12 protein-coding genes are annotated in these 13,876 nt (G+C 69.6%); 10 read left to right on the top strand and 2 right to left on the bottom strand.

Annotated features, from left to right (window positions below):
* Positions 1–33 precede the first annotated feature (33 nt).
* The 8 genes from HFGMBDPB_RS28960 (at position 34) to HFGMBDPB_RS28925 (ending at position 8,727) form a co-directional block, all read left to right on the top strand.
* Positions 34–1,038 (top strand): type II secretion system F family protein, encoded by a 1,005-nt coding sequence (locus tag HFGMBDPB_RS28960; RefSeq protein ID WP_016450672.1) that lies wholly within the window; start codon positions 34–36, stop codon positions 1,036–1,038.
* A 2-nt stretch (positions 1,039–1,040) separates the two neighbouring features.
* Positions 1,041–2,015, top strand: coding sequence for a tetratricopeptide repeat protein (locus HFGMBDPB_RS28955; RefSeq protein WP_212646764.1), 975 nt, complete (start codon positions 1,041–1,043; stop codon positions 2,013–2,015).
* 10 nt (positions 2,016–2,025) lie between these two features.
* Entirely contained in the window at positions 2,026–2,487 is a 462-nt protein-coding gene (locus HFGMBDPB_RS28950) for a DUF3613 domain-containing protein (RefSeq protein WP_047472093.1), read from the top strand.
* A 32-nt stretch (positions 2,488–2,519) separates the two neighbouring features.
* The gene (locus HFGMBDPB_RS28945) at positions 2,520–3,035 is read left to right on the top strand and encodes a TadE/TadG family type IV pilus assembly protein (protein WP_026062699.1); all 516 of its coding nucleotides are present in this window, start codon (positions 2,520–2,522) and stop codon (positions 3,033–3,035) included.
* Between the two features lie 140 nt (positions 3,036–3,175).
* Entirely contained in the window at positions 3,176–3,694 is a 519-nt protein-coding gene (locus tag HFGMBDPB_RS28940) for a TadE/TadG family type IV pilus assembly protein (protein ID WP_236884689.1), read from the top strand.
* Positions 3,695–3,711: 17 nt separating this feature from the next.
* A complete protein-coding gene (locus HFGMBDPB_RS28935) occupies positions 3,712–5,976 on the top strand; it encodes a TadG family pilus assembly protein (protein WP_212646763.1) in 2,265 nt (754 codons plus the stop codon).
* Positions 5,977–6,023: 47 nt separating this feature from the next.
* A complete protein-coding gene (locus tag HFGMBDPB_RS28930) occupies positions 6,024–7,418 on the top strand; it encodes a sigma 54-interacting transcriptional regulator (RefSeq protein ID WP_016450343.1) in 1,395 nt (464 codons plus the stop codon).
* A 34-nt stretch (positions 7,419–7,452) separates the two neighbouring features.
* Positions 7,453–8,727: a glycosyltransferase gene (locus HFGMBDPB_RS28925; RefSeq protein ID WP_016450342.1), complete on the top strand. Its 1,275-nt coding sequence runs from the start codon at positions 7,453–7,455 to the stop codon at positions 8,725–8,727.
* 52 nt (positions 8,728–8,779) lie between these two features.
* Here HFGMBDPB_RS28925 and HFGMBDPB_RS28920 read toward each other — a convergent pair whose 3' ends face one another.
* Both HFGMBDPB_RS28920 and HFGMBDPB_RS28915 read right to left on the bottom strand, forming a co-directional pair.
* On the bottom strand, positions 8,780–10,222 hold the full coding sequence (locus HFGMBDPB_RS28920) for an EAL domain-containing protein (protein WP_046240309.1): 1,443 nt from the start codon (positions 10,220–10,222) through the stop codon (positions 8,780–8,782).
* 15 nt (positions 10,223–10,237) lie between these two features.
* Complete coding sequence (locus HFGMBDPB_RS28915) at positions 10,238–10,792, bottom strand: hypothetical protein (protein ID WP_043792335.1); 555 nt, start codon at positions 10,790–10,792, stop codon at positions 10,238–10,240.
* A 368-nt stretch (positions 10,793–11,160) separates the two neighbouring features.
* Here HFGMBDPB_RS28915 and HFGMBDPB_RS28910 point away from each other — a divergent pair, with 368 nt between their 5' ends.
* Positions 11,161–12,513 (top strand): sensor histidine kinase, encoded by a 1,353-nt coding sequence (locus HFGMBDPB_RS28910; protein WP_349305400.1) that lies wholly within the window; start codon positions 11,161–11,163, stop codon positions 12,511–12,513.
* Positions 12,498–13,832, top strand: a complete 1,335-nt coding sequence (locus HFGMBDPB_RS28905) for a sigma-54-dependent transcriptional regulator (protein WP_212646762.1) — start codon at positions 12,498–12,500, stop codon at positions 13,830–13,832. Before HFGMBDPB_RS28910 ends, HFGMBDPB_RS28905 begins: the two co-directional genes overlap by 16 nt.
* Positions 13,833–13,876: the final 44 nt, after the last annotated feature.

Raw genomic sequence — 13,876 nt, 5'->3', positions numbered from 1 at the left:
CGCCCGCCCACCCGTCTGCGCAAGGAGCCACGCATGAACACGCAGCAACTGTGGATCGCCAGCATCGGCCTGGGCGCCCTGGGATTGGTGCTGTGGGCGTCCACCCTGGTGTGGAGGCTGTGGCGCTCGGCACGCGCCTCCAGCCAGGTCGCCAGGATCCTGCAGGCGCGCGACTCGGCATCGACCACGAAGGCGGCCACGAAGAGCGCCATGCAGGCCAACGACGCGCAACTGCTCAACCCGCTGTCCATCAACGTGCGTTCGTCCGATTCCCCGCAGGCGGTGGCGGCCAACCTGCCGCCACCGGCCTGGCTGCAATGGGGCGTGGCCAAGGCCCTGCTGGCCGATGAGGACCGCAAGCTGCTGGACCAGGCTGGCGTGGGCACGCGCAACGGCAGCATGGCCTATGTGGCCAGCCGCATGGTGCTGTGCGTGGTCCTGCCCCTGCTGGCGCTGGGTGTGCTGCGCCCCGGCGAGAACGCTGCGCTGGTCTACGGCTTTGTGGGAGTGAGCCTGGGGCTCATGCTTCCCAAGTGGTTTCTGCGCTCGCGGGCCAAGGGCCGGCGCGAGCAGGTGGTCGAGGAACTGCCGCTGTTCGTGGACCTGCTGAGACTGCTGCAGGGCGTGGGCCTGAGCGTGGACCAGAGCCTGCAGATCCTGGCCTCGGAGTTCAAGGGCGTGCTGCGCGTCATCAGCGGCGAGCTGGCCCTGGCCAACCAGCTCTACAACACCGGCCGCACGCGCGAGCAGTCCTTCCAGCGCATGGTCAACATGAGCGCGGACGACGACATGAGCGCCATCGTCAACCTGCTGGTGCAGGTGGACAAGCATGGCGGCGCCGTGCAGGAGCCGCTCAAGGAATTCAGCATCCGGCTGCGCGAAAAGCGCCAGGCCAGCTTCAAGGAAAAGATAGGTTCCATCACCGTCAAGATGACGGGCGTCATGGTCCTCACGCTTTTGCCCGCCCTGCTGGTCATCACGGCGGGCCCCGGTTTCCTGGCCGTGATCAGGGCATTGACCACCATGGGAGGACGCTAGGCATGAAACACCACAAAGGCACCCCCGCCGGGCGGACGCCAGCGCTGACAGCACTGACAGCGCGGACAGCCCTGGCCCCCCTGGCCATGGCCCTGGCCCTGGCCGGCTGCGCCGGCAAAGGGCCGCAAGGCTACGGCGCCACCTCTTCGCAGCAGGAGACCGCAGCCCAGGCACAGCAGCAGCTGCAAAACGCCCAGCAGGCCACCCAGGTCGACAACGCCCAGACCTATCTGGACCTGATCACGCAGATGCAGCAGGCCGGCCAGTGGTATGCATCGCTGGCGCATACCGAGGCCTTCGAGCAGCAATACGGCACGCAACCGGAATCGCGCCTGATGCGGGCCGACGCGCTGCGCAACACCGGCCAGGCCGAGCAGGCCCGGCAGGCCTACCAGGCGCTGCTGCAGGGCGCCACCACGGCACGCGCGCGGCGCGGCCTGGGCCTGCTGCACGCAAGCCAGGGCGAGTATGGCCAGGCCGTGGAACAGCTGGAGAAGGCGCGCCAGCTCAATCCCATAGACGCCAACGTGCTCAGCGACCTGGCCTACGCCCACATGCTCGACGGCCAACTGGCCGCCGCGCAGATGCCCATCATGCAGGCCTCGCAGCTGGCCCCGGCCAACGCGCGGGTGCAGCTGAACATGGCGCTGTTCTGGCTGGCCAGCGGCAACGAGACCCAGGCCTCCCAGCTGCTGCGCCAGCTGGCGCAGCCCCAGGCCAAGGGCGCCCTGCCCATGATCGACCAGACCTCGCTGCAGACCCTGCAGTCCCAGCTGGCCAGCGTGAACGAGGCGGTGCGCCTGCGCGGCGGCCAACTGTCCGCAGCGCCCGCGCCCGGGACCCGGCAGGCGCGGGGCGTGGAGCCCGTGCCCAGGCCCGCCACCGACGCGAGCGCCCTGCCGGCCGGCATCACCCGGCGCATTCTTCTGTCCGAGCCGTCCGGCGCCGCTGGCGCAGCACCGGCCTCGCCACTTTGAGGACCACGACATGCCAGACACACACCGCATGCATTTGCCCCGCCGCGCAGCCGCCGCAGCGCTGGCGCCCTGGCTGCCGGCTGCCGGCCTGGCCCTGACACTGGCCCTGACACTGGCCCTGACCCATACGGCCCCGGCACACGCCCAGGCCTTTGGCGAAGTGCAGAGCCCGCCCGAGCAGGTGGATGCACGGCCCCATGTGTTCGCCGAGCCCTCCACCGACTCCATCCTGGCCGGCTACACGCTCTACACCAACCCCGATGGAACCGTGATGTACGTGCCCCGGCGCGAGATCGACATCGGCGGCGGCACCCTGCGGCTGCTGGGAATGCAGCACAGCCAGCCGGGCCAGCGTGCCCGCCCCATCGACGGCGAGCAGGCGCGGCGCAGCTATGCGCGCTACCTCAAGAGCTTCGAGACGGAAATCCCCGCCCTGTACAAGACCGGCGTCGAAGCCGGCGGCAAGAACTGAGCCCGCCCCGGCCAGCAGCTTGAGGAACGACCATGATCCGGCGCCCACTCCGCGCTCACCACCCCCACCGGCCTGCCAGCCTGCGGCAGCGGGGGGTGTACGCGCTGGAGTGGGCCATCATCTTCCCGGTGTTCTTCGCCCTGCTGTACGCCTGCATCAGCTACGGGCTGGCGTTCCTGGTGCGCGAATCCATGCAGGCCGCCGCCGAGGACGCCGCGCGGGCCACGCTGCGCTACCAGACCAGCCGCAGCGCCCGCCTGGACGCAGCCCGCAGCCTGGTGCAGCAGCGGCTGGACTGGCTGCCGGCCGACCTGAGGCCCACGGCAGGCAGCATCGACGTGCGCATCTGCAGGCTGCAAAACAGCGAGCTGTGCTCGGCCACGCTGACCTGCGGCGTGCTGGTGGCCGAACGCTGCATGGTGCGCGTGGGCTTCACCATCCCTTATGGAACCAGCCCGATAGCACCCGCCCTGCCGGGCTTCGGCCTGGTCATGCCGACGACGCTGACCGCCAGCGCCAGCATCATGGTGGACAGGGGGGGGCTATGAAGCTCCCCCTGAGTCGCTTCGCGCCTTCCCCCTCTCTCGCTTCGCGGGAGGGGGGCATCCGGGCAACCGGCGACACCCTCGGGGCGGGGCGGCGCGGCCGGCTTAGGCCCTTCCTCGGTGTCCCTGGGTTGGGGCATGCCGTGCGTGGGGCACGCCCTGCTGCATCGGCCGAGTTCATGCAGGACACCGGCGATACCTTCGCGGCAGGGCTGCGCAGGCGGCAGCGCGGCGTGGCGGCGGTGGAGTTCGCGTTGATCGCCGGGGTGATGGTGATGCTGCTGATGGGCATGTTCGTGTACTGGCGCGTGCTGCAGGCCCAGCAGTCGGTGGCGCGCGCCACGGGCGACGGCGCGCGCATGGTCCAGCATCTGGCCTTCGGCGGGATGGCTGGCTTCAATCCGGCCAAGCCGGCCGAGCGCGCCAACATCCTGCAGGCCACCACCGACGTGGTGAACCAGAGCCTGACGGCCAGCGGCATTCCGCCCGGCACGGCGCCCACCCAGGTGCAGATCGACTGGACCAGTTCCCAGGCCACGCTGAGCGTGGTGTACATGCTTCCCCCCGTGCTGGGCCAGGGCCTGCAGGTGGGCAGCCAGACCCTGGGCGAACCCACGCGCCTGGAGGCCCGCAGCCTGATCAGGCTCGCCCCCGGCAGCTAAGACAGGAGGACCAGAGCATGCTCACCCACCTCCCCGCATCCGTACGACGCCCCCACACGCGCCGGCCAGGGCGCCGGCAAGGCGGCAGCCTGCTCGTGCAGTTCGCCCTGCTGGGCTCGGTGCTGTTCCTGCTGCTCGGCATCGTGGACCTGGGCTATATGTACTACGCCAAGCGCGACCTGCAGCGCATTGCCGATCTGGCAGCCACCCAGGCCGCCCAGACCATCAATGCCGAGCGCAGCAACCGCGCCGCCTGCGTGACTGCGGGCGAGGACAGCATCACGGCCAACTGGCCGGTTCCCCTGACCCGCAGCAGCGCCCAGACCCTGGTCAGCTGCGGCAACTGGAACCCGGCGGACCCGGCCAGGCAGTCCAGCGGCGGCCGCTTCTTCGACGCCGCCTCCGGCCCGCTCAACGCGGCGCGCGTCACGGTGGGCGGCACCTCGCCCACCATCTTTCCCGGCACCTGGAGCCGCCTCGTGGTGGCCGAGGCCATTGCCATGCGCAACGACTCGGTGGCGTCCTTCCAGGTGGGCTCGCAGCTGCTGCGCTTCAACAAGGACACGCCGCTGGGCGGGCTGCTGGGCCTGGTGGGGCTGGACGTGGGCATGCTGACCCTGCTGGACTCCAAGGGCCTGGCCGACGCCAAGATCAGCCCGGCCGGCCTGCTCAAGGCCCTGGGCGTGAACCTGGGCATAGAGCAGCTGCGCGCGCTGTCGCCCGAGGGCCTGGCCAACATCGCCAGCGTCACCCTGCTGAACGTGATCGATGCCTCCATCAGCGCCATCACCGACAACGCGCTGGCCGTGCAGCTCAACGCGCTCAAGACCCAGATCATCAACGCGGGCCTGAGCACCATCAAGATCCCGCTGGGCAGCCTGGATGACCAGAAGGGCCTGTTCGCCTTCCTGGGCGCCGGCCGCACCGATCCGCTGAACGCGGCCATGGACGTGCAGCTGGGCATCGGCGACGTGCTCAAGACCGCCATCGCCATCGGTGCCAACGGCCATGCGCTGCAGGCCAACCAGCTCGATGTGGCCGGCCTCATCAAGGCCCAGCTGACCATCGTGCAGCCGCCCACCATTGCCGTGGGCCCCGTCGGCACGCAGGGCTACAGCGCGCAGATCCGGCTGAACCTGAACGTGGACACGGACCAGTTGCTGGGCGGCGCGATCAAATGGCTGGTCAAGGACATCCTGGGCACCCAGGTCAAGCTGCCCATTGCCGTGGACATCACCAACGCCACGGGCACGCTGACGGCGCTGCAGTGCAGCGCCAGCCCGCAGACCATGGACCTGTCGGTCAAGTCCTCCATCCTCAACGCCTGCGTGGGCAAGATGGACCCGGCCAACAAGCAAAGCTGCGAGAAGGGCCTGCAGGACGAGCAGCTCATCACCCTGCTGCACCTGCCCGTGCTGACCGGCAAGCTGTGGGTGCCGGCCCTGGAGTACACCGACTCCACCACGGGCCTGGGCATGGAGCCGGGCTACGAAGATCCGGCCGACCCCAACTGGTCCAAGACCAACCGCTCCACGCAGGTGAACCAGCTGGCGCTGGGCGACACGGTCGACAACATCGTCACGGGCCTGCTCAACCTGCTCAGCGGCCTGCTGCAGCCGCCAGGCACCACGCCCACCGACATCACCACGCGGCTGCTGGAGTCCTACCTGGATGCCGCCAAGGTCAACGGCCTGTACAACGTGACCAGCGTGACCAACCTGCTGCTCAACGGGCGCGGTGTGCCCGGCGACCCGGACTACATGCCAAAGCTGCTCACCTCCAACTTCACATTCAACAACGCCATCGCCACATCCTGCTTCCTGTTCGCCTGTCCCTCCTCCAGCTGGCCCAGCGGCACGTTCTCGGCCGCCCTCAACTCCTACACCAGCGTGCCCGGCGGCCTGCTGGATGTGCTGGGCATCTCCACCTACGACAACGGCTACCAGAGCTGCGCGGGCCTGCTCAGCTCGCTGCTCAACTGGAACGGCTGCGTCAAGCACAACGTGACCAAGCTGCTGACCTCGCACCCGCAGTACCTGTACGCGATCAACGCCAACAGCCCCGAGATCCAGTCCCTGCTCAACCGCGACAACAACCTCACCTGCACCGGCGCCCTGTGCACCCTGCTCAAGCCGGTGATCACCGGCGTGCTCAAGCCCATCCTCAACGGCGTGGGCGGGCTGCTGACCACGGTGCTCAAGGACACGCTGGGCCTGGAGGTGGGCCGCACCGACATCAAGGCCCTGTCCATCGGCTGCGACACGGCGCAACTGGTTTTTTGAACTGCACAGGCCATCCAATCCATGAATCGACAACGAGGGAATGCAACGTGAATCTGGACGAGCTCGTCATCTATGTCTGGGAAGGCCAGGCCGACATCGCCGAGCGGGTGGAGCGCTGCGTGCTCAACCTGGGCGTGGACGTGGTGCGCGCCGACGGGCTGACCCTGCCCGCCGACACCAGCGAGCTGGGCAATGCGATCGCCGTGGTCAGCGTCTCGGTGCTGGAGGGCGCGCGCTTCACGCGCCAGGGCGTGGAGGGCACCTTCGGCATGCCCGTGCTGTGGGTCAGCGCCAAGCAGCGCGACGCCAACGCCGGCACCTATGCCATGGAGTACTCGCATGTGCTGCCCTTCGACTTCACGGGGGCCGAGCTGCGGGCCATGCTGGTGCGCATACTGCGGCGCATGCAGAGCAACCAGCGCCAGGTGCAGCGCTCGGAGGACATCATCGCCGTGGCCGACTGCATGCAGCGCCTGCTGCGCGACGTGGACACCTTTGCCGACTGCGAGCACAGCGTGCTCATCATCGGCGAGACCGGCGTGGGCAAGGAGCGCATTGCCGAGCGGCTGCACGAGCGCAACAACCGCTACGGCCAGGGCCCCTTCGTGGTGGTCAACTGCGGCGCCATCCCGGACGGGCTGTTCGAGTCCCTGTTCTTCGGCCACGCCAAGGGCTCGTTCACGGGCGCGGTCAATGCCCACAAGGGCTATCTGGAGCAGGCCAACGGCGGCACGCTGTTCCTGGACGAGATCGCGGACCTGCCGCTGTACCAGCAGGTCAAGCTGCTGCGCGTGCTGGAAGAGCGCGCCATCACGCGGCTGGGGTCGGCCGCCGCCGTGCGGCTGGATTTCCGGCTGGTGGCGGCCACCAACAAGCCGCTGCGCGGGCTGGTGCGCGAGGGACGCTTTCGCGCCGACCTGTTCTTCCGCCTGGCCGTGATCGAGCTGCAGATCCCCAGCCTGGAGGAGCGCGGCGAGGCCGACAAGCTGGCCATCTTCCACGCCATCCTGCACAAGGTGGTGGGCGAGGCCACGATGAAGGAGCTGGGCGAGCCGCCCTTCTTCATCCTCGACGCCGTGGCCCAGATGTACTTCCCCGGCAATGTGCGCGAGCTGCGCAACCTGGCCGAGCGCATCGGCGTGGCCGCCCGCCAGACGCGCGACTGGAACGCCGACGGCGCCACGCAGCGCATCCTGCAGCACGCCCAGGCCCTGTCGGCCACCACCTTCCCGCCGGACGCCGGCGCCGCCGAGCCCCTGCTGGCCGACCGCAGCAACTGGGACATGGACGAGCGCAACCGCATCATCGCGGCGCTCAACACCAATGACTGGAAGCGCCAGAACACGGCCCAGCACCTGGGCATCAGCCGCAAGGTGCTCTGGGAAAAGATGCGCAAGTACCAGATCAGCGACGGCGAGCCCGAAGTGCCCGTGCCGGGCTGAGCACGCCCTCCGACACATCCCATCCCCCCACGCCATGGAGACTTCCACGAACATGCAGGACAAGCCGGTCATCATCTTCGTCAGCGCCGTCTACCCCAGCCAGTACAGCCTGCTGTGCAGCCACCTTCGCGCCAGCGGCGCGGCCGACAGCTGGTTCATGACCATGCCTGGCCATGCCGAGAACTACGCCAGCCAGTGCGACCACCTGCTGTCGTTCCGGCCCGATGGCGACATCGTCGGCCCGCAAAGCTACTACTACTCCAGCAAGGTGGAGCGCTCGGCGCGCATAGGCCGCGGCCTGCTGCAGGGCCTGCAGGCCTTCGAGAAGGAAAAGGGCAAGCGCATCGACGTGGTGGTCGCCCACTCGCTGTGGGCCGCGCCCAACCTGCTGTACGGCGAGATCGATGCCGCCATCGTCAGCTACATCGAATTCCCCAGCTACCGCGTGCACGGCAACGAGCCCGACTACCCGCCCGACCTGTCCCAGCGCCTGGCCGACCGCAACATGGAAATGCTGCACTACCACCAGGTGCTGTGCAGCGACCTGACCATCGCGCCCAGCGCCCATGCGCGCTCGCTGTTCCCGCCGCTGCTGCAGGAGCGCGTGGCCGTGCAGTTCGAGGGCTTCGACATCCAGGCCCCTGACGAGCAGGCCGAGCCGGTGCCGCGCCAGGACGCGCGCTTCACCGTGGCCTTCTCATCGCGCGACCTGTCCAGCTCCAAGGGCTTCGAGACCTTCATGCGCCTGGTCGACCGCCTGGTGCGCGAGGGCGATGGCCAGCAGATGCGCTTCATCGCCCTGGGCGACCCCACGGCCGTGACCTATGGTTACGAACAGCAATGGGTGGAGCGCCGCTACCAGGGCAAGGTGGCCAGTTTCCGCGACCATCTGCTGCAGATCCACCCGGCCGCACAGGTGGTGGAGTTCCCGGGCAAGCTGCCGTACGACGAGTTCGCGCGCACCCTGGCCTCGGTGGACCTGTTCCTCTACCCGCTGCGCTACGGCGTGGCCAACTGGGGATTGATGGAGATCCTGGCGCGCGGCGGCTGCGTGATCGGATCGAACTGGGGCTTTGTGCCGGAGCTGGTGCAAAACGACGTCAACGGCCTGCTGCTGCCCGACAGCGACGACGCCTGGATCGGCGCCATCCGCCAGCTGCGCGACGACCCGGCCCGGCGCCAGCGCTACAGCCGGGCCGCGCGCGAGACGGGCAAGCGCTTTCACATCTCCAACGTGGCACCGCGCTTCATGGACCTGTTCCGCCTGGCCATGGCGCGGCGCAGGGCGAGCCCGCTGATGCTGGAGTAAGGTGCAGCGCGGGCCGGGCTCGGCCTGCGTTCAGGTGCGGGCCCTTGCGCGCCTAGGCGGCGGACAGCGCCGATGCAGGGGCCCCGACAGCCCCGACAGTGCCGACGGCCCCGCCAGTCCCGCCGTCGGCAGCCGAAAGAGCCGTCACACGGTCCATGCCACTCCAGCTCAGGGCCATGCTCAGTGCCATGTCCAGCGCGTCGCCCTCCTGCGCCTCGGACGCCTGCAGCACCTCCAGCACATCGGCAACGCACACCACCTGGTCGAGCAGCCCATGCAGCGATGGCCGGGCTATGAAAAACCCCTGCACGCCATGCGCCCCCGCAAGCGCCACGGCCTCCATGCCCTGGGCGGACTCCACGCCTTCCACGATCACGCAGGCGCCGCGGTCGGCGCACAGGCTGATCAGGCCCTGCAGCATCCGGGCCGACGGCCGGGCCTGCAGGCTCTGGTCCAGCACGGACTTGTCGATCTTGACGATGTTGGCGCGCAGCTTGCCCAGGATGTCCAGGCCGCCGCGCCGGGGAACGATATCGTCCAGCGCCACGCGCACGCCCAGGATCTGCAGGTGCCGCACCAGGCCCAGCGCGGCCTTCTCGCAGGGGAAGACACCGGTCTCGGTGATCTCCAGCACCAGGCGCTGGGCGATCTCGGGCCGCTCCTCCAGATAGTCGAACACGCCTTCCCACCAGGCCTCGTCGCAGAACGAGGCGGCCGACAGATTGCAGCCCAGGCTGTGGCCGGTCTTCATCTCCAGCGCCCCTATCACCGACCACAGCACGCTGCGGTCCAGCCGCGCGGCCAGGCCCAGCCGCTCCAGCGCCTCGATGGCATGGGGCACGGCATAGTTGTCGTAGGCAGAGAACACGCTGCGGCGCAGCAGGCACTCGTGGTAGAGCGTGCGGCCCGTGCCGGTCCCACTGCCTCCCCCTGCCATGCCCCCGGGCTCCAGCAGCGTCACGGGCTGGAATGCCAGCGCCAGATGGCCCAGCCGCAGATCGTCCAGCAGACGGCCCGCCAGCTGCATGTCGGCCTGGTAGCCCTTGATGAGCCTGGCGGGCATTCTGCGCACCGCCATGTCCTGGCCGCCCGCCGTGGCGTGGCCCTTGCCGCGTATCTCATGCAGCCCCGCGAAGGAGACGCAGCCCAGAGCCTGCACCTCGGCCCGCAGATAGGCCTGGCGCGAGCCGTGCACCACGGGCTCGCTCACCAGGGCGGACTCCAGCGCATGCATCCAGCCATGCCGGGCATGATGGCCGGGCAGCACCGTGTCGGCCAGCGTGCGGGGGTCGAACCCGCGAACCAGCAGCGTATCGCCCGCGCGCTCCAGCGATTGGGCATCGATGCCCAGGCCCTTGAGCCGGTCCATGCAGGCCTGCATGGCCTCGTCGCAGAAACCGTTGCCATAGACGCTGCGCCAGGCCTGCAGGGGCGGCAGCCAGATGGCCAGATCCAGAGGCATGTCGCTGTGCGAGGGTTCGATGATGTCGTGCATGGTGAGCGCCTTCGTTCAACGGCCTGCAATGGGTTGTGAATAGCAGTGAAATCCGATCGCCCTGCGCCCCCGGCCGGCCGGCCCGCCGCCGAGCATGCCGGCATCCACGGCCGACAGCGCCAGGTCCACATGGCCGGCCACCAGGTCAAAGACCACCGAGCAGGCATCCGCCTTGCGGCTGAAATACGCCAGCGTGGCATCCGTTCCGCCGGCAAAGCTGCCCAGCAGCGCCTGCCCGTCCTGCTCCTGGAACACCGCCTGCGCGCTGCCCTGCTGCGGCACGATGACCCGGTCGCCCTGCTGCAGCAAGGCGCCGGCCTGCGCCACGATCACATCGCTGCGCCGCACGATGCGCACGCCCTCGCTCACCCGCGTGAGCAGCGCCACCGGCGCCGCCTGCGCCACCTGCGCATGGGGGCTTCCGTCGCCCGCCTCGCGCGCAGCGGTGCGCGGCACGGCGGCAGACGCAAACGACGCGGGTACGTTCAACGGCTTGCTGCGCGCCCTTTCCGGGTAGGCGCGCAGTCGCGGCAGGGGCATGCCTGCAAACGACAACGAGACAGCGGCCATGGTTTCTCCTCCGAAAGACAGCGATCAATGGGGCGGCCGGCGCAGCACACGGTTTTCCAGACACTGCGACAAGCTTTTTGCATCCTGTTGCAACAAGCGTGCCATGGGCCTGGACGTCTTCATCCAACGCAAATCCATCTGTAACCTATTGATTTATTTGGTAACTCAGGCGCAGCCGCCACCGTGTCACCCCGCAGCGTTACGGGCGATGTCACGTAACGCCGGCACGCCACGGCGTTACTTTCACGGCGGCTGCGCAGGACGAAGCTGCCCTGGTTGCCAGGCGCGGCCCCCCTTTCGGTGTATGTTCCAGCGCATCACTTCAGGAGCCGGCCCTGTCCCCGCAAAAGTCCATCCAACGGGATCTGGTGATCCTCTGGCTCACCATCTCGGCCGTCGCCCTGGTGCTGGCATGGCTGCTGTTGCTGTTGACCCGGCAGGGCACCGAACCGCAGATTGCCCGCGCCCGCGACGCCGCAGGCGTCAGCTGCAGCGCGCTGCAGGCCGGGGCCGCGCGCATGGGACTGGCGGGGCTGATGGCGGACACGCCCAGCGCACAGGCCCGGTCCGCCGCGCAGGCCGTGCTGGACCTGGCGCTGCGCGACCGCCCCGGCATGGAAGGCGGCTTCTGGCGCGAGGGCCCCGGCGTGGTGGCCTATGCCTTTCCCACCTATGACGGCTCGGGCATCAAGCGCGATGCGCCCAGTGCGGAGATGGAGCGCATCGCCTCCACCGCCCAGCGCGCAAGGGACAGCGCCGGGCTGGTGACCGACCTGCGCCCCGGCCTGCGCGAGGCGGTGGTCTTTGCCGCCTGCCCGGCCCAGGCCGATGCGCCCGCCCTGGTGGCCTGGACGCTGATGCGCGTCCCCCTGATCAGCGCCGACGTGGTCAACCCCCTCATCCTTGCCGTCAGCCTGCTGCTGGGCATGGTCCTGGTCTCGGGCCTGTGGCTGGGCAGAATGCTGCGGCGCTGGCAGCGGCAGTCGGCACAGATGGAGCAGCAACTGCTCGGCGCCGAACGGCTGGCCACCCTGGGCCGGCTTTCGGCCGGCCTGGCGCACGAGATCCGCAACCCGCTGGGCACCATGCGCATGAAGGCCGAGAACGCCCTGGCCGCGCCCGAGCCACTGCGGCAGGCCCGCAGCCAGGGCGCCCTGGAGGCCGTGCTGGCACAGACCGCGCGCCTGGAAGACCTGGTATCGAGCCTGCTGGCCTTGACCCAGCCCTTCCGCGTGCACCCGGAGCCCGTGGACCTGCAGCAGCTGCTGGACGAAAGGCTCCAGGCCCATGCAGAAATGGCCCAGGCCAGCGGCGTGCAGCTGGCAACGGCGGTGTCCGCCGGCCTTGCCCGGGACCTGCGGGAAGGGCGCCGCCCGCTGCTGGACCCCGCACAGATGGCCCGCGCGCTGGACAATCTGCTGCTCAACGCCCTGGCGCACACGGCGGACGGCGGCCGCGTGGAACTGGGCGCGGACCGGGACGCCAAAGGCTGCCTGCGGCTGTGGATTGCCGATGACGGCACCGGCATCGCGGCCGAACTGCGCGACACGCTGTTCGAGCCCTTCACCACCGCACGCCCCGGCGGCACCGGGCTGGGATTGGCGCTGGTGCGCGAAATCGTCCAGGCCCACGGCGGCCGGATCGCCCTGGCCAAGACTGCACAAGGCAAGACTGCACAAGGCACCCGCATAGAAATGGAATTTCCATGGCCCGCATCCTGATCGTGGACGACGACACGGCCTTCCGTGAAAGCCTGGCCGAGATGCTGGGCGACCTGGGCCATGGGGTCAGCCAGGCCCCGACCGTGGCGGCGGGGCTGCAGATCCTGCAGGCCGGGTCCGTGGATGCGGCCATCGTGGACCTGCGCATGCCGGGCGAGGACGGCCTGGCCTTCCTGCGCAAGGCCCGCGGCCTCTCGCGGGCGCCCTGCATCATGCTCACGGCCTACGCCAGCGGCGGCAACACCATCGAGGCCATGCGCCTGGGCGCCTTCGACCACCTGACCAAACCCATCGCCCGCACCGCCCTGGTTGAGGCCCTGGACCGCGCGCTGCAAGGCGCAGGGCCGGCCCAGGACTGCGGGGACGGCCAAGCCGGCCAGCCGCAGATGCATGACGATGGTGAACTGGTCAGCGGCAGCGAGGCCATGCGGCAGGTCTTCAAGCGCATCGGCCTGGCGGCGGACAGCGACGCCACCGTGCTGGTGCTGGGCGAGACCGGCACGGGCAAGGAACTGGTGGCACGCGCCCTGCACCGCAACAGCGCCCGGGCGGAACGCCCCTTCGTGGCCGTCAACTGCGCCGCCATTCCGGCAGACCTGATGGAAAGCGAACTCTTCGGCCATGTGAAGGGCGCCTTCACGGGCGCCGCCAGCGACCGCGCCGGGCGCTTTCGCGAGGCGCAGGGCGGCACGCTGTTCCTCGATGAAGTGGGCGACATGCCGCTGCCCACGCAGGCCAAGATCCTCCGGGCGCTGCAGGAGCGCGAGATCACGCCCGTGGGCGCCAGCCGGGCGCTGCCCGTGAACGTGCGCATCATCGCGGCCACGCACCGCGACCTGCCGGACGCCGTCAGGCAGGGGCGCTTTCGCGAGGATCTCTGGTACCGGCTCCAGGTCGTGCCCGTGCACCTGCCGCCGCTGCGCGAGCGCCTGGGCGACGTGCTGCTGCTGGCCGAGCATTTCCTGCGCCAAGGCGGCGGCGCCTCGCCCAAGCGCCTGGGGGCCGACGCCGCGCGCCTGCTGCTGGCGCACGACTGGCCCGGCAACGTGCGCGAGCTGCGCAACGCCATGGAGCGCGCGGCCCTGCTGTGCCCCGGGCCGGTCATCGGGCCCGAGCACATCGGCCTGCAGCCTGCGGCGGCGAACGGCCCCGCCATCGACTGGAACGGGCCGCTGGCCCCCGCCGTCGCCCAGCTGGAACGTGAAATGGTCACGCGTGCACTGGCCGCCGCCACGGGCAACCGTGCCGAGGCCGCACGCCGCCTGGGACTGTCGCGCCAGCAGCTGTACCGCAAGCTGGCGGAGTTCGGCCTGGGTTGAGGCAGCAGCGGGCACAGGCGCCGCCTGCGGTGTCCGAATGGGTG

This window comes from Delftia sp. PE138, assembly GCF_018320755.1.
GTDB classification, from domain to species: domain Bacteria; phylum Pseudomonadota; class Gammaproteobacteria; order Burkholderiales; family Burkholderiaceae_C; genus Comamonas; species Comamonas tsuruhatensis.
The sequence above is the reverse complement of the archived record's forward strand: the minus strand, read 5'-3'. Positions and strand labels throughout refer to the sequence as shown.